The following is a 22,750-nucleotide window of genomic DNA, read 5'->3' as shown; positions in this document are numbered from 1 at the left end:
TAATTTTAAGGACTGAGGTTTGTTATTTCTAAAATGACAAACCTCTTTATTGACTTAATAGCGAATCATCACCGATTTTAATTCGGTGTAATCTTCAATAAATGCATCAGAAAACTCTCTGCCAATTCCTGAAGCTTTCACACCACCAAATGGAACAGATGGATCTAAGAACGTATGCATATTGACCCATAAGGTTCCTGCTTCAATTTTAGGAATTAAACGTAAAGCTTTAGATAAATCATTTGTCCAGATACTTGCGGTTAAACCAAAGCGTGACTGATTCATCAGTTGAACGAGTTCTTCATCAGTTTCAAATGGCATTACCCCAACCACTGGACCAAAAGTTTCTTCTGAAAATAAAGGGTCATCGGTATTTTTAAAGGAAATTAAAGTCGGCTGTACAAAATACCCTGTCTGATCTAAAGCCTCACCACCAGCAATAATCTGATTATTGGCTTTTGCCATATCTAAATAGTGTTTTACTTTATGAAAATGTGGCTGATTAGAGAGTGGACCAAACATACTTCCCTCATCCATAGCCGATCCAACTTTAAACTGCGAAAGTGCTTTAGAGAGTTTTTCGACTAGTTCATCGTATTTTGTGTGGTGTACAAAAAACCGCTCTGGCGATGCGCAAACTTGACCTTGATGTACAAAAGTTGCTTGCAGCAAAGTCGGTAATATCTCATCAATATTTGCATCTGCCAGAACAGCAATGGCATTTTTACCGCCTAACTCTAGACTTACACGGGTTAAATCACTGCTCATTGCGAGTTTACCAATGGCAATGCCAGTTGGAACTGAACCTGTAAATGAGACTTTCTTAACCAGCGGCGATTCAATTAAATATTGCCCTGTATCGCCCTTACCTGTTACTACATTAATTACACCCGCTGGAATACCTGCCTCAATGGCAAGTTCAGCTAAACGTAATAAAGATAAGCTGGCAAACTCACTTGGTTTAAGCACAATGGTACAGCCCGTTGTTAAAGCTGAACCGATTTTCCAAACACCAATCATCAGTGAAAAATTCCAAGGCACAATTCCTGCAACCACACCAATCGGTTGTCTTAAAGTAAAGGCCGTATATTTTTCACCTTGCATAGAAGGAATAGAGGGCTGCATGGTTTGACCATTAATTTTAGTTGCCCACCCTGCAAAATATCTTAAGAAAATAACAGATTGTGCGACTTCAAGATGTCTTGAAATATTGATAAGTTTTCCAGTAGATAACGACTCGAGCTGTGCAAGTTCTTCACCATATTGCTCAATTAAATCGGCTAACTTGTTCAGTTTAACGCCACGCTCATACGGCGTCGTTTCAGCCCAAACATTTTGAAAAGCATGTTCCGCACTTTTCACCGCATTTTCGACATCTTGTTGACTACCTATGCTAATTTGAGCAACCACTTGTTCAGTCGATGGATTTACAATATCCACTTTATCTAAAAGCTCGGCAGCAACTAATTTTCCATCAATAAAATGTCCATGCTGACGTGTCATAAATTGCTGTACGCTTGCTAAAATCTGAACTTCACTCATTTTCTTTTCCTCTTTTCATTTCTAAATATTGATATGACAGCAACTACGCGACCTGATTCAAAATAAAGTCTGCACCGCGTTCTCCAATCATGATGGCAATTGCGTTGGTATTACCGCTTGGAACCTGGGGGCAAATAGAACAATCCACCACACGTAAATTTTTAAAACCATGAACTTTAAGAGTCTGATCTGTGACAGAATCTTGCGGAGCATTGCCCATTTTGCAGCTACCTGCGGGGTGATAGACCGTTTTAATGTTCTGGCGCATCCATTGATCAATCGCTTCAATATCATCAGGATCGACATTTGCAGGCTCAATCACTTCTTTGACAATTGCTTTTAATGCGGGCTGTTGTAATAGGCGAAGTCCAGCCTGTACCGCACGGATATTTGCGTCAATATCTTCTTGATGACCTAAATAATTAGGGTCAATAACAGGTAAATCTTTGGGATCTTTACTACTTAAACGTAAAGTCCCACGTGCTTTTGGCTGTACATGTCCGACCTTAATGGTAAGGCCATGTGCTTGAGCCACTGATTTTTCACCTGGGGTATTATCGAAATTATCCAGCACAGGTAAAAAATGAAATTGGACATCAGGTCGACCATTGTTATTGGTGTCAATAAAACCACCACCTTCTAGAATATTGGTGGTTAACAATCCTGAACGTGTAAAACACCACTGTAAAAAGTGTCGTACCGCAGTTAAACCTTGGTCTTCACCGAGCAGACTATTATTGGTTGTTACCGTTGCATTGACTGACATATGCAAATGGTCGTGAAAATTTTCACCTACAGGTAAGTCACGTATACATTCAATACCGAGTTCATCTAAATGCTGTTTTGGACCAATTCCCGAAAGTAATAAAACCTTCGGACTGCCAATTGCACCAGCACTTAGAATGACTTCTTTTTGAGCCTGTACCGTAATCGGTGATTTTCCGCCAACACTATAAGTCACCCCAGTAACCTGATCACCTTGAGTTTCAATTTTATGGACTAAGGCATCCGTAATCACTGTAAGGTCTGGGTGGTTTTCGACTGACTTTAAATAGGTTTTTGAAGTACTCGCCCGTGAACCATTTTGAGTGGTGGTTTGATAAAACCCTACCCCTGCCTGATCCCAGCCATTCATATCATTGACGTAATTCATGCCCATTTGCTGACCTGCTTTAATACAAGCAAGCGTTAAAGGATGGCGATAGCGGTTTTCACTGACAGGTAAAATGCCATCTTGTCCATGATATTCATCAGCAAGACTTTCATTTTTTTCTGCTTTCTTAAAAAAAGGCAGTACATCCTGATAGGACCATTGATTGCATCCCCATTCAGAGGCCCATAAATCATAATCCTGACGCTGGCCTCGGCAATAGATCATTCCGTTGACTGAGCTTCCGCCTCCCAACACTTTTCCTTGTGCAAGGATCATTTCACGATGATTACAATATTTCTGCGGAACGGTCATGTATTGCCATGATTTCTGCTGGAATACTTTAACCACCGTCGCAGGTATAGTATGAAACATACTGCTATCTCGGCTTCCTGCCTCTAGAACAAGAACACGCCCAGCCTTGGCTTCTAATAGCCGTGCTGCAACCACACAGCCTGCCGAGCCAGCACCAATCACGATATAGTCATATTGTGTATCCATCTGATTTCACCCTCACTTTATTTCTATGAATGCACCGCCAATAAACACGGTCTCCTTCGCTCTGATTTAATAGATGTATTGCAGAATCAACTGCGCATAGACATTGGTTTTGTCATCGTAGTTTTGAGTACCACCACTATGGATATCGTGCTTCGGTTTATAGAGCCCGACTAAAGGAATAACGTTGAATTTTTTATTAACCGACCAAACCGAAAACACATCCAGCTCATGTCCATCCACATTGGTAAAAGACTTATTTACTGTTTTGAACTTATAGGCCAAAGCACCCAACATAAAGTTTTCTTTTAGATTCATGCTGTAAGAGACTTGATGAATATCTGCATTTTTATTGAATGGACCAGCATAGTTTCCAGCAACTTCACCTTGAAACCATGTACCAAAGCCGACCGTATTTCCATAAAACATCGGGTCGTATTGGTCTGAAAAATGACTAAAACGGTAGCCTAATGAGGGTGTATATTTTGAAGATAAAAAGTTATAGTTCAGCGCCAAGTAGCCTGCATTTTCTTGGCCATCTTTTTTATCTTGTAAAACAAACTCAGTTTTAACTTGCAGCTCTGGTAAAGGTTGATAATTCAAACGTAAAGCATAGTTTTTAAGGTCTTCGCGCCCCGAAACCTGTTCAGCATCTTCAAGATCTAATACATCTAAATAAGTAAACCCAACACCTTTATCTTTAAGCTGATACATCAGATCAGTTACAAAGAGTTCTGGGGAAAATTGTGCTTTATTGTCCGACTTTAAATAAGCCAGCTTTAGCGTCGTATTCTCTTGCAGTTTATATTGAAGCAAACTTGTAAAATCAAAGCTTCGACGTGCCGCCAGATAATAGGCGCCGCCACGATCGAGTGCGCCATCCGCAGGTGGTTTACCGAGGTTTAACGCATCACCTGCGATAAAGAATCCGTCACCAATCATGATATTTTGTCGACCGATACTTAAATCATAGGTCGTTAACTCATCTTTATTAGTGCCGTCTTTAAAACCAATGATCCATTCATTCACATCTGCTTTACGTTCTTTGCCATTACTATTTTGGCCTGCGTCACCATCACCAAATGTTGCCGAGCTAATACCACTCAAACCTGCATAGAGCTGGTTGTTGTTAAATGTATATTGTCCTTTCGCACCATATTTAAGGTGGCCTTCTTGCCAATTGACTCTTTCATCCTCTAGGTTTTCGCCGTTATAGCTTTTACCGCTACTAAAAGCCCCGAAAGTTGCTTCAAAAGTCGGTTTAATTTCTAGCTCACTTGCATGCACAGTTGAAAAAAATGAGACAAAGAGAGTCCCTCTCATAACTTGAGAAAGTAGCGTTTTCATACAAAATTCCTTTTTTGTCAGCGGACTGCTGGACGCTCAGCTTAGGGTAAGCTCACGTTACCCTTTCTGGCTCATCTGCACTTTTAGTGATGGTCGTGCTGCGTATTTTGCTCTTCTTCACCCAAATTCAACGTCGGGGTACTATCAAAGAAATTCCACGGTTTGATCAAGGTATAAACCCACTCTGTTGGCATGATCGGCCATTCTTCAGCACGCGCCACATGGGTGGTTCCTGTGGTCATCCAGACCACGAGGTCTTTGTTTTCAATATTGTCATTGTTGCTAATGAATTGACCTAAGCCTGTGTCATGAGTCGAACGGTTGGAATATTTCCCTTCAGGATAGCGTTCATCTGGCTTGTACTGCGTCACCCAAATTTGCTTATCCATAAAGTTCAAACGTTTAAATAACCATTCATCTTTGGAAAAATTGGCTCCTTTCGCCACAGGGTGTGTTCCACCTGCAAATGGAATCAATTGGTAAGAAACAGGATTACCTAATTTATTTTCCTTGTTGAAATTCGTCAGTAAACGAATGGTAGAAGGATCAAATTTTTCAGCCGCATTTTGCTCATTGCTAATCACTTTACTGTCAATTTGCATCGTGCTTGTACGCACGCCACCTCTGTCATTGGCCTTCACCACAGGATCCATATGCATAAAGCTGTTGTTTTCCCCATCTACATCCATATCCAAGCGGAAGTTATAGATGTGTTGATGGGTTGTACCCACAATATTATGGTCAATCAGAGTGCCATATTTAGTGTCTTCTTTGGCGGTACTGTCATGCATGGTGCGTGATTTAACACCTTTAACCGCTTCAATACCCGTTGCACCTGCATTAATGCCAATTACACCATTTTGGGCAAATACCCAGTCAAACATGTAATCGTAATTACCCACTGTGCTAATCCAGCGCACGACAAGTTCACGGCGTGCTTCACTTGCGTCTTGATCACCAAAAATTTCCTGGTGTTTGTATTCAGGCCCTGCATAGCGCTCAAAAATGGCGATTGCATTTGGAATCACTTGTGGCTGGCCTTTATAGTCTGCTATGACCGCATCCAGTAAAACTGCATTTTCTGGTGCGTCAGTCCCCAGTTGAATGGCTGATGTGAGTGTTCCCATCCCATACTCACCTGAGTCCAGATAAGATTTAAAGTACCAGCCCATATCTGGATCACCATATGGAACCACCATCCCGCCCAGATTACCTTCATACATGACCTTGCGTTTTACGCCTTTATCTTTGTATGTCACGGTTGAAAGTTGCAGGCCAACACGAGAGTCTAGTGCGACATGGAAACACCAGTTCCCCCAATGTATGGTTTGTCCTGTAATGGTAAAGTTTTTACCTTCAGGTTCACTAATATTGAGCGGCTTAATTTTAGGTGGTTTGGTATTTTTGGTGGCATAAGGACGGTCTACCATTGGAACAGGAATCATCGCCCCTTCTTCGATTTTAATAATTTTTTCTTTATCCAGATCCACCACAGCGACCAGATTTTCAATCGGATGCGCCCAATAATTACCATCTCCCGTATCGAGATAAGATACAACTTTTAAAACGTTAAGCTGTTTATCCAAACCATCTTTACCGCCAAAATAGCCGACTGTTAATGGATTGGTAATCACTTTCTTGACATCTGTGATGCCACGTTTCCGTAAAGCATCCTGATATTCTTTGCTTGCTTCAATCACACGTTGTACGGTCTCGAAGTTATCCAGTAACACCATACCGTGTGTATCTTTAAGGACATTCCATTTCGTGACTTGCTGTGTATTCAGATTTACTTCACCTTCAATCGCTTGGTTGCCTTTTAATAAAATAAAAGAGGCCATGCGATCATCTTTATATTCTTTATGATTGATAAAGAAATCCCAAACTTTGGCTTTTTCAGGTTCTTTAAGCTTTAACTCGGCAAAACGCATATTTTTATAGGCATATTTTGAGCGATTAATCACCTCAAAAGTCTTTTTGATTTCATCTGTATTTAGGCTATTGAGAGGATGAAAGGTATTTTCAACTTTAAAAGTCTGATCTAAACCAGATTGGAACACTTCATTGAAAAAGTCTTTACCAATAACGGGTTTGCCATCTTTAATTAATAACGGTACGCTCAGCTTTAAGGGTTTTCCATTGACCAAAACCTGATCTGAATTAGGTTTGGCTCTGACCTGCATGGAACCTTTGGTGATGGTGTAACTATTGGTAAAATCATCTTTGACGACTTTGGCGCCCTGCTCACTCATGTTTTGATAAAGCGGTACCATTTCGGCGTGTCCACCATGCGCATAAGCCTGCGTAGTCAAGCCCCAACAGCTCGCAGCAATGGATAGGTTAAGCGCTAAGATTTTTTGTATATCTTTGAATAATTGTTGTTTAAGCATCATCTTCATCCTTTTCTGTCTATCCCTGAACGATCTTTTATGGACCGTTAAAATGCACTTTCCAATGTGTGAAACAGGTAAGATCAACCTAAGATTTTGGTTTTCTTTGGTCGTTCTAACCTTTCCTTATTGATTTAATTTCAACACAGTTGCATCAGTCTAGCTTGTTCAGGAATGACCTCGAACTTGTCTAAAAATGACATCAAAAATGCTTAAGCCAACATCGTTTCCCTGAACTCTTTCGGAGAGATGCCATAGGTTTTTTTAAAGATTTTTGAGAAATGAGCGCCATCCCAAAAGCCCCATTTCAAGGCAAGCTGGGTAATCGAACTTTGTTTATTTCTTTTATCCAGCAGATCTGTTTTGACTCTTTCCAAACGTTTGAGCTGTATATATTTGTTAATCGATAGGTTTTCTTGGACAAATAATCGATAAAGATGCCGTAGCGATACACCAATATGTGCGGCAATTAGCTTGGGAGAAAGATCTGGTTTGGCTAAATTCTCAATAATATAGCGCTCGGCTTTTTCTAAAAGATTATCGGCATGATTCATATTTTTATAATTAATGGTCGGCTTGATTAGGGCAATCAGTGCATCTTCAAATGCATTGCCATCTTCAGTCGCATACCAAAGCTTAATATTTTCAGGCGACATATTTTTCAGAATATTCTTGAGTAAAAAACCGCTCATATTTTGGGTAATGAGTTTGCCAAAATACTCCGAACTAATATGCTCTTTCAGTAACTTTTCCCGCGACAGATGCACCGAAATTTGACTGACCAAACCTTGTGGAAACATCGAAATGGTTTCAACAGGATCAAGTAAAACGATATCACCCTCATTCAAGGTTAAGGTTTCATTTTTATAATTCAGCAGCATTTTGCCTGAATATTGCAAAATCAAAAAACAAAACCGATTATTAACCCGATCGACCTCATCCGCTTTTCGGACAATTTTATTGGCGTTATTTTTGATAAAAGCAATCTCGGTATCACCCAATAAAAAACACTGCACCTCACCAATGAATAAATTACGGGTACCATCAAAATCCGTTTCAAAATTGCCGCATACATTTTTAATATGATGCGTCCAGCTTAACAGTGCATCACTTACATATTGGTTCATCCGCTCACGTCCTTGTTGCTACGGTATTCACACGTTAAATTTTTCTGTCAAATATACGTCCTTGCACATTCTTTTTATTGATTGCTTAGAGAGTTGATATAAGAAAGCTGATAAATCGTTTCAACTTATCAGCCTCATCCTGCTTATGCTACACCAGCAAAGTCTCTTAACATGGTAATAAAAATATCTTTTTGCTCATCTGAATATTTTTCAAACACCTCATTTTGATGGCTATCTGCAATATCAAATAGATAGTGTGCAGTTTTTTTGCCTTTTTCGGTCAGTTTAAAAAATCCGTCGCTCTCAATCAACAAACCATCTTTTTGCAAAATCGATGCAGCCTGCTCCACTTCTCGCATCGGCATGGCAATATCACGTGGCAAATCTGCCTTATTCGACGCAGTCCCACTACCCAGCACCAATAATAAACGCGCTTCACTAGTACGGAAACCAGTTACCAGTTGCTTGGGAATATAATCGGTCTGATAAAACTTGAACGCACGGCTCATCAGATAGCAAACATTGCTATATAAATGGCCTTGATGCATTTCACCAATGTCTTCAGCTTCAACCGTCTCTTTTAACTGAAGTAAGGGATGAGGAATCACACCAGAGTAAGCACCTTGATGATAAACCAGCGGACTACGTCCTTCATCACGGAAACGTACCACTTTGCCAATAATAATCCAGTGATCACCACCTTCAATAATGTCATGACGCTCACATTCAAACACCGCAGAACAGTGATCCAGAATGGGTGCCTGACCCGCCCCAGTCTGATAACTGGTGCCTTCGTATTTATCGATATTACGACGTGAAAATTTATTGGATAACTCGATCTGCGAGCCCGATAGAATATTCACGGCAAAATGTGAAGCCTGTTCAAATACCGGGAAACTAGATGAGTTTTTATCAATACTCCATAAAATTAGCGGTGGATCTAAAGACACTGAGTTAAAACTATTGGCAGTCACGCCTACCTTTTCACCTTGTTCATTTTGCGCAGTCATGATAGTGACACCTGTCGCAAAATTTCCCAAAGCACGTCTGAATCGCATTGGATCTATTGTTATTTCATCCATTGATTTTAGTGAATTCATTATTCTCTCCTGAATCTTTTATCCTGTTTCTGGCCGATATTTGATACCAATTTATCTTGATTAAATCGCTTAAATATCCAGTACCAACCGTGCTGACTTAGAACGTGAACAGCACACCAATATCTGCTCGTTACTGGCTTTTTCTTCATCGGTAAAATACACGTCGCGATGATCAGGTTCACCTTCGATCACATCGCACATACAGGTACCGCAAACGCCTTGTTCACATGACATTTCAATCTCAATGCCTTCACGCGCCAACGCCTGCAAAATGGTTTCTTCTGCATTGACCATAATGATCTTGCCACTTTGCTGTGCCACGACTTCAAATGCATCACCACCTGTTTCTACTTCAACCTGAAAATATTCCTTATGGATTTGCTGTTCAGGGAAGTTCTGTGTCAGGGCTAAATTGATCACCCAATCCATAAATCCATTCGGGCCACAGGTATAGATATGGCTGTCTTTATCAATATCTTGAATGGCGGATTGGAAAAACTCACGGTGACTCGCCCCTTCAGATTTAAAATGAAAGGTGGTGAAAGGCGCCAAAATGCCATGTTTAATTTCATCGACAAAAGCACAGCGCTCTGGGCTTGCGCCACAGTAATGCAGCTCAAAAGAAGTGCCTTCCTGTGCCAACTGATAAGCCATCGTAATCAGTGGGGTAATCCCGATACCGCCACCCACCAGCACAGCATGTTTAGATTTCACTAAAGGAAACAGGTTTTTCGGTTCACTGACCTGAATCTGCATGCCATCCTTTAAATCATCAAAGGCCGACACTGAACCGCCGCGTGATTCAGGATCGCGTAAAATCCCGAGTCTAAACTTACCGACATCATTCGGGTTTTGACATAATGAGTACTGACGCACCATGCCATTCGGGAGGTGCACATCAATATGCGCACCCGCTTCAATTTTGGGTAATACGGTCGAATTTGCAGATTCAAACTCCATGACTGCAACATTCCCACCTTCGACATGACGGTTTTTTACCACCACGTTATACAGTATCGTCATGATTTCTCTCCCTAATATGCATCTCGCCTGAGGCTTAACGCATAAATAATCCACCGTTAATATCCCATGTTGCCCCTGTCACAAAAGCTGCACTTGGACTTGCCAATAGCGCACAGGTCTCGGCAATAAATTCCATGCTGCCTAATGCCTTGACGGGAATATTTTGAATAAATTGCGCCATTTTTTCGTCAGACACGACGCTGTGCACAATCGGTGATTCCATTGGCCCAGGCGCAATCGCATTCACCGTAACGCCTTGGGCTGCAAACTCTTTGGCAAAGATTTTGGTCAGGGTAATAATGGCACCTTTGGTTGCTGCATAATGCGCACCAGTGGCAGTACCGCCATTTTGTCCGGCTAGAGATGCCATATTGACGATACGACCATAACCTTGCGCTGCCATATATTTGCCAATGATCTGGCAAGACTGGAACGTACCACGCTGATTCACTTGCGTGATCATGTCAAAATCCGCCGCGCTAATTTCTAAAACAGGCGTTGCTTTGGTCATGGTGGCATTGTTGATTAACACATCTAGTTTTGAGAATGTCTGCTGAATCCACTGCACGGCTGCATGAAAATCAGCCTCAACGGAAATATCCAGTTTCAGGGGAAATAGATTCTCTGCATGCGGGCTACGTGCTTTGGCTTGCTCTGCTTTCTCTAAAGTACTGGCAGACAGGATCACCTGATGTCCTTGCGCTGCAAAATATTCGGCAATGACATTCCCTAAACCAGAAGCGGCACCTGTGACTAAAACAACCTGTTTCATTTTTTGCTCCTAGAGAATGTAACTGATACCCGCCAAGGTATCGGTCGAGTTAACTAAATTGATAATTTTGCGGTTGATCTTAAACCCTTGTTCTGCATCACGAACCAAATGGAAAGTCACGTCAGCGGTATAATGTTTAAGATTTTCTTTGCGGAACTCACGCAAGTTTTGTGCGCAACGTAAGACAATTTCACCATCTTCATCTTTGAGAATACGAACGCGTGACACACTACGTACCGTATTGGCTTTTGGCGAAGCTGAAATCGCCTCACCATTTTCCAGACGGGCAACGCGTAATTTACGCATGTGATGATCGTCATACGCATAGTTCAGATTATTTTCATAATCCGTCAGTTTCGGATCGATCGGGATGATGTACACGCCTTTTTCATTCCAGAGATCGAGCCAGCTATCATGCTCAGAATGATCCAGCATATCCGCTTCCGCCCAGACAAATGCAGTCACTTCATTGAGTAAATTTAAATCGGTTTTCATGGCACTCTCCTTAAGCCGTCATCAACTTTTTCCACTGCTGATAAGCAGCACGCATCCCTGTTTCAGCACTCACATCGCTTTTTAAGCCATCTTCAGTTTTGACTTCACCTGGCAGACCGCGATTCAACATGATCCATAAATCATTACCTGCATTAGCACCATGTTGTACACGCTCCCATGCTTCTGAATCATCTGGTGTACCGAAGCCAAACGGCCCTTGGAAATGTTCGTGCAGACGTAAACGATACTGGTTGGCAATTTGTGGACCACCATCCATGGTAATGACGGAATGATGAATTTCAGTTTCATTCACCGAAATCGGTTGCATGACACGGAAGAACGCCATTGAGCAGGCAATATTCGGGAAAATGTTCAGGTTAAATCCAGAACCACCCACCGCACGTACAATACGGCGTACTTCCAGTTCTTCATGTCCTTCATCACGCAAGGCTTGAGCAAGGTCTTCAAAACGTTCCTGAATCGGACGTTCCATCAATTCTTCATCCAGATCAACCAGTTCAGGAATCATCACCATCACACTGTGACCATTGCCTAAGTCTTCGACATAGCCCGGCTGATTTTCAAAGTTAAACAGTTCTTCGGTTTTTTCATCGACTGAACTTAAGAATGACTTGTGTACCAATGGGAAGTGGTAAGCATCGGTGGTATTTTCCAGCTGGATTTTCCAGTTCCCCGGAAAACGGAAACGATGTTCACCTAACACTTTGACCGGATAACCTGCACCTTGTTTCATGAATAAGTCGATCCACTTTTTCGCAGCGCCGAGGAAATCTTCTAAAGGTTCAATATCCTGTTTAAAGGTCGCGAAAATCATGCCGTTGTATTCTTCAACACGCAGGCTGATTAATGGAAATTCAGATTTATCCAGACATTCGCCATAGCTTTCAGGTGAAGGCACGCCGCGTAATGAACCATCCAGTGCATAGCTCCAGCCATGATATGGACAAACAAAACTGTTGGTTTTACCTTTTTTATGTTCGCACACGGTTGCGGCACGATGACGACAACGGTTCAGCAGAACATGCACTTTTTTCTTACGATCACGCACCACTACAACAGGTTGCTTGCCAATATTGATGGTCTTATAACTGCCTGCATCAGGAATCTCGCTGGCATGTGCCACCCACACCCAAGTGCTGTAATAAATCTTTTCCATCTCTTCTTCAAAGATGCGTTCATCTTTATATAAAGATGTGTGGGCACGATCACTTTGAACTAACTCGTTGTAATCCATTTCAATGTTATGCATTGGAATAATACTGTTCATATCAACTATCCTTTTCGATCTATCCATCAGTTTATTGCTGAGACGGTACTGGCAATGTGGCTGTACTGTCCCAGTGAGATACAGGGCGACTAAAAATATTTTCAGTCTGAAAATGTTTGATCTTCCAGCGACCATCGCTTTGCTGTTTAAATTGCACGGTGAGTTTGGCGGCATTTAAATGGCTACGACCATCACGGAAGGTTGAGGTTTGCAACATCAACCAGCTGGCATTGGCCTGATCTGCTTCGATATAAATTTGCTCTGAGCTAACAAAATGCGCATTCATGACAAAATGCGACTGCTTTTGGGTATAGCTTTTGAACATGTCATAAATGGCTTGCCATGAAGCGTAACGACCAAAAGACTGAGCATATTTTTCGCCTATGCCTTCCCAAATGCTGTCCTGATCAAATAAATCCATCAATTCATTCAGGTTGGTATCAGCATTCAAGGCATCACAAATTTCCATATAACGGTTAATGCAGTTACGGATCGCATTTTGGGCTTCAAGCTGTTGTAGACGCTGTAATACCGCCGTTAAATCCACTTGCGCATTCATGTCATTCATCCTTGCCATTCCAATCTTTAATCCAATCAGGCTTATAAATAACCGGGTGCTGGTTTCATACCGAAGCTGACCAAACCTGCATTTTGCAAAGTGGCATCGCCCATAAAGGCATGCTGCGTCACCACATTGGTGTCGTTGACAAAGCGGCTAAATGGGTTATGGGTATAAATGGCTGTCATCCCTGCCAGCATCTGGATTTTGCGCGTTACACGGGCACAAACACGGGCCACATGGGTACAGGACAAACGCATATCACTGATCTGTTCTACGCTTGGGGTGCGTCCTGCCAGCACTTCATTCCAGACGATTTGCATGGTGTCGTAGAACCAGACACGTGCAGCCTTAAACTCAGCTTCAGCTTGGGCAAATTCATATTGAGTCACTGGACGATTGGCAATTTCAGCCCCGCCAGTAATCGAGGATTTACCGGGTGCCAGTTTTTGAAATTCTTCGATCGCTGCAGCAGCAACGCCGATCCCCACCACGGTTAAGACCTGAGTGGCTAAAGATAAAGATGGATATTTAAAAAATGGCTCAGGGAGTTTTGAAGGTTCACCACGGACAAAAGTCCACTCCTTCGCCACCAGCACATCTTTCACCACCAAATCATGGCTGCCTGTACCTTTCAGACCGACCGTGTCCCACGTCATATCGATTTGAGCTTTATTGGCTGGCATTACCGCCATACGCGGTAGACCTTGGGCTTCGTTGTCCTTTTGTGGAGAAATGCCAACACCGACAATATCCGCGCCCATACAGCCACTGGAAAACTTCCAGCGCCCACTCACCACTACACCTGCATCGGTAATTTCAGCGGGTTGTGGAGGGAAAATGCCACCTGCAAACACAATATCAGGGCTATCTTTATACAACTGCTCAAGCGTTGCTTCTGGCAAACTGCCCAAATAGGCAGGACTCATACCAAAACTTGCGACCCAGCCAACTGAGCCATCGGCCTTAGACAATTGTTCGATCAATTCACAAAACTGTTTTGGAGACCATTCATTGCCGCCAAAACGTTTTGGAACCAAAGCACGGTAAACGCCAATCTGTTTTAGTTTGTCGATGATGTCCTGACTGACATAGGCCTGATTATCGAACTCCCCTGTGCAGGCACGTTCACGAATTTCCTGACATAAGGCATCTAATTGCGTTGTATTGCTATCCATTACAAATTCCTTTGTCGCTAAATGATTCATTCCCTAATTCCTTGTCATTTATTGCGCAGCTTTCACGATATATTTCGCAATCGCACACAAATATTCATCCGCATTCCGTTTCGCCACAATTTGCAAACCCACTGGTAGACCTTGTTCAGTTTCCAGTGGTACTGAAATCGCAGGATGCCCAGAAAGATTAAATGGTCGAACCAGACCAGTAAGATTTAAAAAAGCCACGGTATTTTCAGCATCAGCAACCTTAGGCGGCAGCTGCGGCAAAGTCGGTAAAATCAAGGCATCGTATTGGGTCAGCAAAGCATCAATCTCAGCGGTAAAATCTGCTTTAATCTGTTCTGCCTGTTTGACTTGGGCCAATGTGGTGTCGGCTGCTTTCAGTAAACGTCCATTGACGTCAGCACCCAGCAAGCCTGTTTGAGTCAACTCACCGTAAGCCTGCCAATTTTCATAATTAATGATCTGCATGCCCGCATCGAAGGCAGCTTCAAAGCCTTCCAGAGTCACAGCTGATGTTGTCAGATTGGCTTGGGTCAGATAATGCTGAATCGTCTCAATGACGACTGAATCAGCAGCGACATTGAGCCACGCCAGTTTCGGTGCCTGTGCTAATTCAGCCTGTGCATGGAATGTTGGATCAATGATTTGCATGGCGCTTTCAATCATTTCGACTGAATTTGCAAAAGGGCCAACACAATCCAGTGAACTGCTTGCTGGATGGACACCTTGACGACTGACTCGCCCAAAGGTTGGTTTTAAACCATACACTCCACAACATGCCGCAGGCATACGAATCGAACCACCTGTATCCGTGCCTAATGTGAAATCTGCCAGACCAGCTGCAACTGCCGCCGCAGAACCGCTAGATGATCCACCCGGAATCAATTCAGGATATTTCGGGTTAATCGCCGTACCAAAGGTATGGTTAATCCCTGTGATCCCGAAAGCCAGTTCATGCAAATTGGTTTTCGCCGTAATTTGACAATCTGCTGCCAAAATACGCTCGACGACTTCGGCATTGGCAGTTGCGGCTTGACTCTGCATCAAGGCTTTACTGCCCGCCATGGTTTTCATGCCTTGAATATCAATGGAATCTTTCACCATGACCTTCAGTGCACCTGTACCTTTGTGTACCTCTTGTACAACAATATTCATTCACTTTTCCATGTATTTTTATAATTAATACAAATATCGGAAAAAGTAATGTAATTGTCAAGTATTTTTCATGATGAAGAACAAAGAAAATGTTTCTAATTTTTGTATAATGATCATCGTCCATTTTTATAAAGTTACGACTTGGCTATGCTTACTCATTTAGAACAATTTCTACCTAACAATGAACCGAGCAGCTTACAAAGCTATCCTTTTTTCTGGATCTCGCAGGTGAATGGTAAATACACACAGCTTATTGAAAAATCAATAAAAAAATTAGGAATCGATAATACACGTCGTAAAATTATTTTAAGTACCAATGCCCTGCAACAAGCGAGCATTACCGAGATTGCCAACCTTTCTACGCTCAAACTAACGACGGCAACCAAAGCCATTTATCGACTGGTTGAAGATGATATTGTGCAAGTTTTTTCATCAGAAGCAGATGAACGCATCTCAATGGTCAAACTAACCGACAAAGGCAAAGAGTTGGTCGAACAAATTAATCAGATCAGTCAGGTCACTTTATCTGGGATTCTGAATGCTTTTGATGATGCTGAATTGCATCAGTTGAATGGTCAATTGAAAAAACTGTTTGATTTGATGCCATCGAGTTAAAACAGCAAAAAGCCCATGTCTATTCAGAGATGGGCTTAGGTTTCAATCAAATCTATTGCTGATTGAAAATATTAAACGGCGGTTTGAGCTGATTTGCGGCGATTCGGTCTGAAAAAGTATGCAGCACTTGCTGTTTATAAGCTGCAATATCAACTTGCTGATAATTATAAAACCCCTGCTTTTCTCTCAAGCCATTACGTTGCTGTCGCATATTCTCGGCAATAATCTCAGGCGTTCGATAACGCTCCCCAAGTTCCTGCTGTAAATATTGCGAAGCATAATACAGAATATCGCCACCTCCCCAGTCAATAAATTCCAGCAAGCCCAATACAGAAAAGCGCAAGCCAAAACCAGTTCGAATGGCAATATCAATATCTTCTGCCGAAGCCACACCTTCTTCCACCATTCGCGCCGCTTCATTCATTGCCAGCGCCTGAATCCGTGGCACGATATAACCTGCTCGAGCATTACAGACCACAGGCACTTTGCCAATTGCCTGCAAGAAGCTTTTCAAGGTATTTACTGCCTCATCTGAAGTTTGCTCAGAACGACTTAACTCAACCAGCGGAATCAGATAGGCAGGATTGAGCCAATGCGCATTCACCACCCGTTCTGGATGAGAAATCATGTGTGCAATATCCGTAACCAGAAAGGTGGACGTCGTCGATGCAACAATACAAGTCGGCGTAATATATTGATCCAGCCAAGTAAAAATATCTTCTTTGGTTTGTCTGACCTCGGGTACACCTTCCATCACCAGATCACAGCGCGCTAAGACCGATATTGAAGCCTCGCGACTTAAAATCTTAATCTGATCCAGAATAAATACGGTTTGTTCAGATTGAATAAACTGGATACTTTCCAACAACTGCAATTCTTGTTTTAAGTCGGTTTGGATTTGAGCCTGATATTGCTCAAACTCAGCCTCCGTGCGTTGTCGAGCATCGATTAAAGCCACGTTTAATCCCGCATAGGCAAAGGCAATTGCAATGGCTTTGCCCATTCGCCCAGCGCCGAGTACGGCAACCTGTTGAATTGGGTTCATCCTAGACTCCTTGCTGCAAAGTCGCTTGCAACTCATCTTTGCTTTTATCTGCCAGCCCCAGATTCTCAAACGTCCGTCCGTCCTGATATAAATCCTTGCCTGTCACCGCAGAAGCAATATTCAGTAGTCCTTCTGCCACTGGGGTAGCGACACCCGCCCAACGTCCCACCGAAACCAGAAAGGATAGCCCGAGACGCGTATCTTCCAGCATGTAACGATGTGTCTGTAAGTTGATGTCCTCACGCCAGTCACCACTATCGGTTAATTTACCATGCGCCCCACGGCCATACATCCATTCATCGCCTTCACCCGCTTTATTGTAGTGGTCTGCCAGCGGAAAATGCGGTGCAGCATAACCCAATGCTTCCCGTATACGCATACGCTCTGCGTCAAGCTGATTGGTGACACGGCGAATCGACGGTTGTGTCCCTTCATTATGAATATCCCAAGCCTCAAAATGTTCCAGTGGTCCCGCGTTCATCAAAATCAACGGTGGATGAATAATCGGGCCAGCATTCATTAAGGCACCACTCAAGCTGTCTTCAATTGGCTCAACACTTGGATACACCTGTTTTAAAATTTGGAATGCATGTTTGGACAAGCTACTTGGCAATACCCCCGTTGGTAGACGGGTCGCATAACCACTTACCACGATCTGATTCACGCCGTGCTTACGCACCAAATACGGTAAGGTTCCTGTTTCGGCAAAAGCCACTTGGGCTGTGTTACCTGCTTCACGCATGGCTTTGGCAAAAATAAAAGTACCGAAAGTTGCAGGCGGTAAATACACCACTTGGCCCGCTTGAAAGAAAGGTGCGGCCTGCTGAGCCAAATCCAGATGTGTGGTTGCAGGTAAAGGAATAATAATCAGTTCGGCATGTTGAATGGCATGCTGTAAATCATCGGTCAGATTAATCTGACTCTGCTCAAAACCGACCGTGACGCTACGATCGCCCTGATAATCTTTAATCTTGAGTTCGCCTGTTGCCGCCAACTGTTGCAATGCGTCGCGGTCACGGCGCCATAATTTCACCTCATGGCCTTTTTCTGCCATTTCCGCCGCTGCTGCATAACATCCGTGTCCACCGCCGAGTACTGTAATTTTCATGTGCGTTCCTGCTACTTGATTTGTTATTCAGCATAGAATGGTCAACGTAAACGGGCTTATCCAAATGCGCAGTGATTATTCCATTTACGACAGTGTTTCACCCAGTTGCACAGGATTCGTTTTTAAGGTGTGTGAAGGCAGACAGCCGAAGCGCTTTTTATACAAGGTAGAGAAATGCCCAAAACTTTGAATGCCATGATCCAGTAAAATATCGGTCACAGTTTGATGTTCCACGGCTTGCTGTAAAGCGGAATGTATCCGTTCCAGACGTTGCTCACGGATATATTCGACGGGTGTCTGCTGTAGATATTGGCTAAAGCCCTTTTGTAGACTGCGGATCGATACCTCACAATATTGACTCAACGTTGCCAATGAAATCGCTTGATGCAGATTGTCCTGAATATACTGCTGCGCTTTTTTGATATAGCCTGGCACAAGCTGCTGACGCTGTGCATTCAACTGCTCACTATAATTATTGGGGATTTTAAGCAAAATCAGCTCAATCAGATATTGAGTAAAACTGGCTGAAATAAAGCTCCAGTTCTGAATATTGTAATAGGCATGACAGAGATAATTCAGCGTTTCTACAATTGAGCTGATCCCTTCCGCAGTACAAGATAAACCGCTATCAAACCAGACTGGTGCCTGACTGGTATGGCCCAGCATTTTAAACAGCTGGATTTCGATCTCCTGTTTGGACAATTTTAAAATAATATTACGGCAATGCTGATTGGTGACGATCTGCTGTCGGGTATGCGGATGCGTGACCGACATAATACCTACGGATTGTAGCAGTTGCTGGTTTGCTGCCCCGACCTGACATTGCCCTTCCAGCGTAATCCTGAACAGGTAAAAACTCGAACTGTCATCAATACAGATCACCACGGGTGCACTATATTTCAGATCATACAGCGCCCCATTACCAAAACTAAAACCATTCAAGCGCGTGTTCAGCGGCTCTTGGGTCTCAACATCAAAACGATGCGGGCAGAGATAATGACTGATTTGATCTTTGATGGTCTGGTAATCATTGGACTGAAATAATAAAAATTCATCCAGATAATGCAAATGATCCAGTTTAAACGTCGCTTGCATCACTTCACTCCCTTATTATCGGTTTTATCGGCAAAGCACAAAGCCCATTGCAAAAGAATGGGCTCTTAACACTTGTACTTTGGTCAGATCAAGAAGCATGTTCCTGTTGCATACTGTCGCTAAATGCCTGACAGCCTTTTTTCAATAAAATGAAGGCTAGTACACAAGAGATCGTCCCGACAATCGACAGTGACATCCCGACCATCAATGGATTTTCAAAGATTTTATCGGTAATCAATGCCACCAATGTGGTCCCAATCCCGACCGCAACCAAATTACTAATCAACAAGAAGACTGCTGAAATTTGTGCACGTAACTGATTCGGCGCCAGCATTTGCATGGCGGTGGTTGAAATCGGCATCGGGAAGGAAGCAAAGAACATCGCAGGCACCAGAAACACCACCGACAACCACAACTCATTCACTTGCGTAAACACCATCATCGGGATAATTAAACCGACAATCCCAATCACACCCGTAATCATTGGGGCATCCTTACGACCCTTCTGAATAAACCAGTCATTCAACCACCCCGCACAGAATACGCCTAGAATATTGGCAACCAATAGCACACTGCCGAGCATATAACCCGCTTCAGTCGGCGTTAAACCAAACTTACGCATATAAAATGCAGGTGACCAGCTGATCAGGCAATACAGCGCCATCGCGTAGAAGGTAAAGCCTAAATAATGACATTTAAAAGTACGGCCATGCTTTTTGATAAACTTGAATGCATCTTTCATGCTGGTCTTTTCAACCTGCCCCTGTGCATTTAAACGTTGGCCTTTACGCTGCGGCTCTCTCACCGTCAATAAAACCAGTAAACCGATAAATACTCCCGGTAGACCGACAATAATAAATGCAGCTTGCCATGCCTTGAGTGCACCAAAAACTGGAACCATGATGGTATCCATATTTTTCAGTAAACCAATCACATACCCCCCCACCAGAAAGGCAATACCGCCACCAACAAAGGAACCTATCGAATACACCGCCACGGCACGGCCCAGCTTGTCTTTACTAAACATATCGCTAAACATCGAATAAGCCGCAGGTGACAAAGCAGCTTCGCCCACACCCACACCCATACGACTCAAAAACAGTTGAATAAAGTTTTTACTTAGACCACAAAATGCCGTTGCAATACTCCAGAACACCACCCCGATAGCAATAATTTTTGGACGTGAAAAACGGTCTGCCAGATAGGCCAGCGGCAAGCCCATAAAGGCATAAAACAATGAAAAGGCCAAACCATGTAATAAGCTGAACTGTGTATCGGAAAGACCAAGATCGGCTTTGATTGGCTCAATCATCAGCGCCAGTATTTGCCGGTCGATAAATGAAAATATGTAGGCCAGCATGCAGAGTAATACCACATACCATGCATATATATTTGAGTGAGCACGTGTTGGCTCTGTTGAATGCGTATCCATCTTGCTTCCTTGTCAATGTATTTTTCTAATGCGTCTTCTTATTGAAGGCTCCGTTGACCAGAACTCATCTCCTTTTCTGGCAGACCTCCAACAAGGTAAATTTCCTCCCTCTATAATTATTATTTTTACATGGAATTTTCCATAATATTTTGGGTATAAAGTTATACCTTTTTTACCAATTCAGCACGCAATATTTATCATTTTACGGTGGAGTAAAGATTAAAAAATGGTTTTAATAACACTAAACAATTGATAAATTAAATCTTATTTCAGAAACAAGGTTAAAATTGGAGTCGACCTCAACAAAGGAAATTCAAATTTATTTTAAAATAACATTGAATTTTACATTTATTTTTGCTTTAAAATAAAGCTAGATAATCAATTTTCAATGGAAATGAACATGGCTCTTATCAAAGAACAAGCAATCGAAAGCATCCATAGCATGCACGTCCTGATCGAGAAAATTTTTAGCGGAAAACACTCAGAACAAGACCTTCCCCTACTGATTGACTATTTTGCCGATCACTTTGAAATGGTCGGTGCAGCAGGCAAACGTATTTCATTAGAAGAAGTTAAAGGTTTGTTTGCGAATAATCAGGGAAAAATGCCTGATATTCAGATTGAAATCTATGATGAGCAGATTTTAATGCAAAAACCAGATGCCATTGTGCTCACTTATACAGAAAAACATACCAAAGCGTCTGGCATTCTAATCCGCCGCTCTTGTGCATTGATTGAAGAAATTGATGGCAAAATGTTGTGGAGCTATTTGCAAGAAACATTCTTGCCTTAAATCATCAATGTGACTGGTTCAAATGCAGTCATTCATGAGCAATCATGAAATATTGGGTTTGAACCAAAATCATTCATTTAATTTTCGCTCCAGCCATTCAATTAAATCGTGTGTCTTACGATTGCTGAGCTTGTCTTTATATGGAATGTAATAACACAGTTCTGACTGAATCGACTGAGTCTGACATTGCTGGATCTGCTGCATTTTTAGCAACCGACTCATTAAAGTGGTAGAGGCAAATACAAATCCATTGCCAGCCAGTGCTTCCTGAATACCAAACAGTTCCTGATCAAAAGTTTTCACGATAATATTTGACGACGCTATGTCGTTTAACGCACACCATTTTTCCAAAGGGGGTGCAGCCAATGTCTTGTTTTTCCACATTGTAGTAAAAATCACAATAGGTTCATCGCCAGCAGCAAGCGGATCAATTTGTTGTCGGCCAAACATATTAAATGTTTCGTAGCGAATAACCTCTGAGGCACGCACCGTCGCAATATTGCCCAAACGTACAGGCAAATTATAGAGTTGCTGGTCTAGGGTCTCTCCTGTTGAAACCTCTACAGAAATATCGGGATGGATCAAAGAAAATTCATGCAATGCTGGGATTAAAATCAAAGCCGCTAAAGATGAAGTCGTCGTTACTTTCAGCACATTGCTCGCTAGCCTAACTTCTTCTACAGCATTCTCAATTGTTCTAAATCCTTGCGAAATCTGCTTCGCTAATTTTTCCCCGATCTCGGTGAGGACAATTTTTCTAACTTCACGATGGAATAAATCAACACTTAACCGATGCTCAAGCTTGGCAATATGATGCGAAATCGCAGTAGGTGTTAGCGAAAGTTCCTCAGCTGCCAGTTTAAAGCTGCCTAAGCGCGCGGCTGACTCGAATGCTTTTAATGCCTGTAAAGAAACGTGCATGCCACGCTCCTATAAAAATAATAGATGACTTAAAATCATCTATAGCTGTGATTTACTCGTTTGTCTAGTGCTCTGCTTCATTCCAAAATGGCTATATATTAAATCAATCAG

General features: G+C 42.5%; 20 protein-coding genes. 2 read left to right on the top strand and 18 right to left on the bottom strand.

The features are described 5' to 3' along the window. Positions 1-54: 54 nt before the first annotated feature. From EC846_RS09380 to EC846_RS09320, 13 genes are all read right to left on the bottom strand, one after another. Positions 55-1,542, bottom strand: coding sequence for an NAD-dependent phenylacetaldehyde dehydrogenase (locus tag EC846_RS09380; protein ID WP_123774998.1), 1,488 nt, complete (start codon positions 1,540-1,542; stop codon positions 55-57). 43 nt (positions 1,543-1,585) lie between these two features. After that, a complete protein-coding gene (locus tag EC846_RS09375) occupies positions 1,586-3,193 on the bottom strand; it encodes a GMC family oxidoreductase (RefSeq protein WP_123774997.1) in 1,608 nt (535 codons plus the stop codon). Positions 3,194-3,259: 66 nt separating this feature from the next. Further along, the gene (locus EC846_RS09370; protein ID WP_123775219.1) at positions 3,260-4,477 is read right to left on the bottom strand and encodes a hypothetical protein; all 1,218 of its coding nucleotides are present in this window, start codon (positions 4,475-4,477) and stop codon (positions 3,260-3,262) included. 143 nt (positions 4,478-4,620) lie between these two features. Further along, positions 4,621-6,936, bottom strand: coding sequence for a primary-amine oxidase (tynA, locus tag EC846_RS09365; RefSeq protein ID WP_171410013.1), 2,316 nt, complete (start codon positions 6,934-6,936; stop codon positions 4,621-4,623). Positions 6,937-7,139: 203 nt separating this feature from the next. After that, complete coding sequence (gene feaR, locus EC846_RS09360) at positions 7,140-8,054, bottom strand: transcriptional regulator FeaR (protein ID WP_123774996.1); 915 nt, start codon at positions 8,052-8,054, stop codon at positions 7,140-7,142. 143 nt (positions 8,055-8,197) lie between these two features. Then, complete coding sequence (locus EC846_RS09355; RefSeq protein ID WP_171067002.1) at positions 8,198-9,157, bottom strand: p-hydroxyphenylacetate 3-hydroxylase reductase component; 960 nt, start codon at positions 9,155-9,157, stop codon at positions 8,198-8,200. Between the two features lie 66 nt (positions 9,158-9,223). Further along, complete coding sequence (locus EC846_RS09350; RefSeq protein WP_062846715.1) at positions 9,224-10,177, bottom strand: PDR/VanB family oxidoreductase; 954 nt, start codon at positions 10,175-10,177, stop codon at positions 9,224-9,226. A 34-nt stretch (positions 10,178-10,211) separates the two neighbouring features. Next, entirely contained in the window at positions 10,212-10,949 is a 738-nt protein-coding gene (locus EC846_RS09345; RefSeq protein ID WP_004771101.1) for an SDR family NAD(P)-dependent oxidoreductase, read from the bottom strand. A 9-nt stretch (positions 10,950-10,958) separates the two neighbouring features. Next, positions 10,959-11,444, bottom strand: a complete 486-nt coding sequence (locus tag EC846_RS09340) for an aromatic-ring-hydroxylating dioxygenase subunit beta (protein WP_005256510.1) — start codon at positions 11,442-11,444, stop codon at positions 10,959-10,961. A 10-nt stretch (positions 11,445-11,454) separates the two neighbouring features. Then, entirely contained in the window at positions 11,455-12,732 is a 1,278-nt protein-coding gene (locus tag EC846_RS09335; RefSeq protein ID WP_123774995.1) for an aromatic ring-hydroxylating oxygenase subunit alpha, read from the bottom strand. A 31-nt stretch (positions 12,733-12,763) separates the two neighbouring features. Continuing rightward, positions 12,764-13,291, bottom strand: coding sequence for a nuclear transport factor 2 family protein (locus EC846_RS09330; protein ID WP_123774994.1), 528 nt, complete (start codon positions 13,289-13,291; stop codon positions 12,764-12,766). A 41-nt stretch (positions 13,292-13,332) separates the two neighbouring features. Continuing rightward, complete coding sequence (locus tag EC846_RS09325; protein ID WP_123774993.1) at positions 13,333-14,499, bottom strand: acyl-CoA dehydrogenase family protein; 1,167 nt, start codon at positions 14,497-14,499, stop codon at positions 13,333-13,335. 18 nt (positions 14,500-14,517) lie between these two features. Continuing rightward, positions 14,518-15,630 carry an amidase gene (locus EC846_RS09320; RefSeq protein WP_123774992.1) on the bottom strand — a complete coding sequence of 371 codons (1,113 nt, stop codon included), beginning with the start codon at positions 15,628-15,630 and terminating at the stop codon, positions 14,518-14,520. A 147-nt stretch (positions 15,631-15,777) separates the two neighbouring features. On the opposite strand from EC846_RS09320, the gene EC846_RS09315 reads away from it, so the two are divergent. After that, positions 15,778-16,245 (top strand): MarR family winged helix-turn-helix transcriptional regulator, encoded by a 468-nt coding sequence (locus tag EC846_RS09315; protein ID WP_004771095.1) that lies wholly within the window; start codon positions 15,778-15,780, stop codon positions 16,243-16,245. A 52-nt stretch (positions 16,246-16,297) separates the two neighbouring features. Here EC846_RS09315 and EC846_RS09310 read toward each other — a convergent pair whose 3' ends face one another. From EC846_RS09310 to EC846_RS09295, 4 genes are all read right to left on the bottom strand, one after another. Continuing rightward, entirely contained in the window at positions 16,298-17,290 is a 993-nt protein-coding gene (locus EC846_RS09310) for a 3-hydroxybutyryl-CoA dehydrogenase (protein ID WP_123774991.1), read from the bottom strand. A 1-nt stretch (position 17,291) separates the two neighbouring features. After that, complete coding sequence (locus tag EC846_RS09305; RefSeq protein ID WP_123774990.1) at positions 17,292-18,398, bottom strand: NAD/NADP-dependent octopine/nopaline dehydrogenase family protein; 1,107 nt, start codon at positions 18,396-18,398, stop codon at positions 17,292-17,294. A gap of 84 nt (positions 18,399-18,482) precedes the next feature. Further along, a complete protein-coding gene (locus tag EC846_RS09300) occupies positions 18,483-19,493 on the bottom strand; it encodes a helix-turn-helix domain-containing protein (RefSeq protein WP_123774989.1) in 1,011 nt (336 codons plus the stop codon). An 88-nt stretch (positions 19,494-19,581) separates the two neighbouring features. Beyond that, positions 19,582-20,925, bottom strand: a complete 1,344-nt coding sequence (locus EC846_RS09295) for a spinster family MFS transporter (protein WP_004771091.1) — start codon at positions 20,923-20,925, stop codon at positions 19,582-19,584. Between the two features lie 400 nt (positions 20,926-21,325). On the opposite strand from EC846_RS09295, the gene EC846_RS09290 reads away from it, so the two are divergent. After that, entirely contained in the window at positions 21,326-21,718 is a 393-nt protein-coding gene (locus tag EC846_RS09290; protein ID WP_005256493.1) for a hypothetical protein, read from the top strand. 69 nt (positions 21,719-21,787) lie between these two features. Here EC846_RS09290 and EC846_RS09285 read toward each other — a convergent pair whose 3' ends face one another. Further along, positions 21,788-22,639, bottom strand: a complete 852-nt coding sequence (locus EC846_RS09285; protein WP_123774988.1) for a LysR family transcriptional regulator — start codon at positions 22,637-22,639, stop codon at positions 21,788-21,790. Positions 22,640-22,750 lie beyond the last annotated feature (111 nt).

This window comes from Acinetobacter sp. BIGb0102 (assembly GCF_003815055.1).
Classification (GTDB): domain Bacteria; phylum Pseudomonadota; class Gammaproteobacteria; order Pseudomonadales; family Moraxellaceae; genus Acinetobacter; species Acinetobacter vivianii.
The sequence above is the reverse complement of the archived record's forward strand: the minus strand, read 5'-3'. Positions and strand labels throughout refer to the sequence as shown.

What these genes read in the sequence shown, in the direction of transcription:
- EC846_RS09380 (WP_123774998.1), bottom strand. Translation starts at nt 1,542, where the DNA reads ATGAGTGAAGTTCAGATTTTAGCAAGCGTACAGCAATTTATGACACGT.
- EC846_RS09375 (WP_123774997.1), bottom strand. Translation starts at nt 3,193, where the DNA reads ATGGATACACAATATGACTATATCGTGATTGGTGCTGGCTCGGCAGGC.
- tynA (WP_171410013.1), bottom strand. Translation starts at nt 6,936, where the DNA reads ATGAAGATGATGCTTAAACAACAATTATTCAAAGATATACAAAAAATC.
- feaR (WP_123774996.1), bottom strand. Translation starts at nt 8,054, where the DNA reads ATGAACCAATATGTAAGTGATGCACTGTTAAGCTGGACGCATCATATT.
- EC846_RS09350 (WP_062846715.1), bottom strand. Translation starts at nt 10,177, where the DNA reads ATGACGATACTGTATAACGTGGTGGTAAAAAACCGTCATGTCGAAGGT.
- EC846_RS09345 (WP_004771101.1), bottom strand. Translation starts at nt 10,949, where the DNA reads ATGAAACAGGTTGTTTTAGTCACAGGTGCCGCTTCTGGTTTAGGGAAT.
- EC846_RS09340 (WP_005256510.1), bottom strand. Translation starts at nt 11,444, where the DNA reads ATGAAAACCGATTTAAATTTACTCAATGAAGTGACTGCATTTGTCTGG.
- EC846_RS09335 (WP_123774995.1), bottom strand. Translation starts at nt 12,732, where the DNA reads ATGAACAGTATTATTCCAATGCATAACATTGAAATGGATTACAACGAG.
- EC846_RS09330 (WP_123774994.1), bottom strand. Translation starts at nt 13,291, where the DNA reads ATGAATGCGCAAGTGGATTTAACGGCGGTATTACAGCGTCTACAACAG.
- EC846_RS09325 (WP_123774993.1), bottom strand. Translation starts at nt 14,499, where the DNA reads ATGAATCATTTAGCGACAAAGGAATTTGTAATGGATAGCAATACAACG.
- EC846_RS09320 (WP_123774992.1), bottom strand. Translation starts at nt 15,630, where the DNA reads ATGAATATTGTTGTACAAGAGGTACACAAAGGTACAGGTGCACTGAAG.
- EC846_RS09315 (WP_004771095.1), top strand. Translation starts at nt 15,778, where the DNA reads ATGCTTACTCATTTAGAACAATTTCTACCTAACAATGAACCGAGCAGC.
- EC846_RS09310 (WP_123774991.1), bottom strand. Translation starts at nt 17,290, where the DNA reads ATGAACCCAATTCAACAGGTTGCCGTACTCGGCGCTGGGCGAATGGGC.
- EC846_RS09305 (WP_123774990.1), bottom strand. Translation starts at nt 18,398, where the DNA reads ATGAAAATTACAGTACTCGGCGGTGGACACGGATGTTATGCAGCAGCG.
- EC846_RS09300 (WP_123774989.1), bottom strand. Translation starts at nt 19,493, where the DNA reads ATGCAAGCGACGTTTAAACTGGATCATTTGCATTATCTGGATGAATTT.
- EC846_RS09295 (WP_004771091.1), bottom strand. Translation starts at nt 20,925, where the DNA reads ATGGATACGCATTCAACAGAGCCAACACGTGCTCACTCAAATATATAT.
- EC846_RS09290 (WP_005256493.1), top strand. Translation starts at nt 21,326, where the DNA reads ATGGCTCTTATCAAAGAACAAGCAATCGAAAGCATCCATAGCATGCAC.
- EC846_RS09285 (WP_123774988.1), bottom strand. Translation starts at nt 22,639, where the DNA reads ATGCACGTTTCTTTACAGGCATTAAAAGCATTCGAGTCAGCCGCGCGC.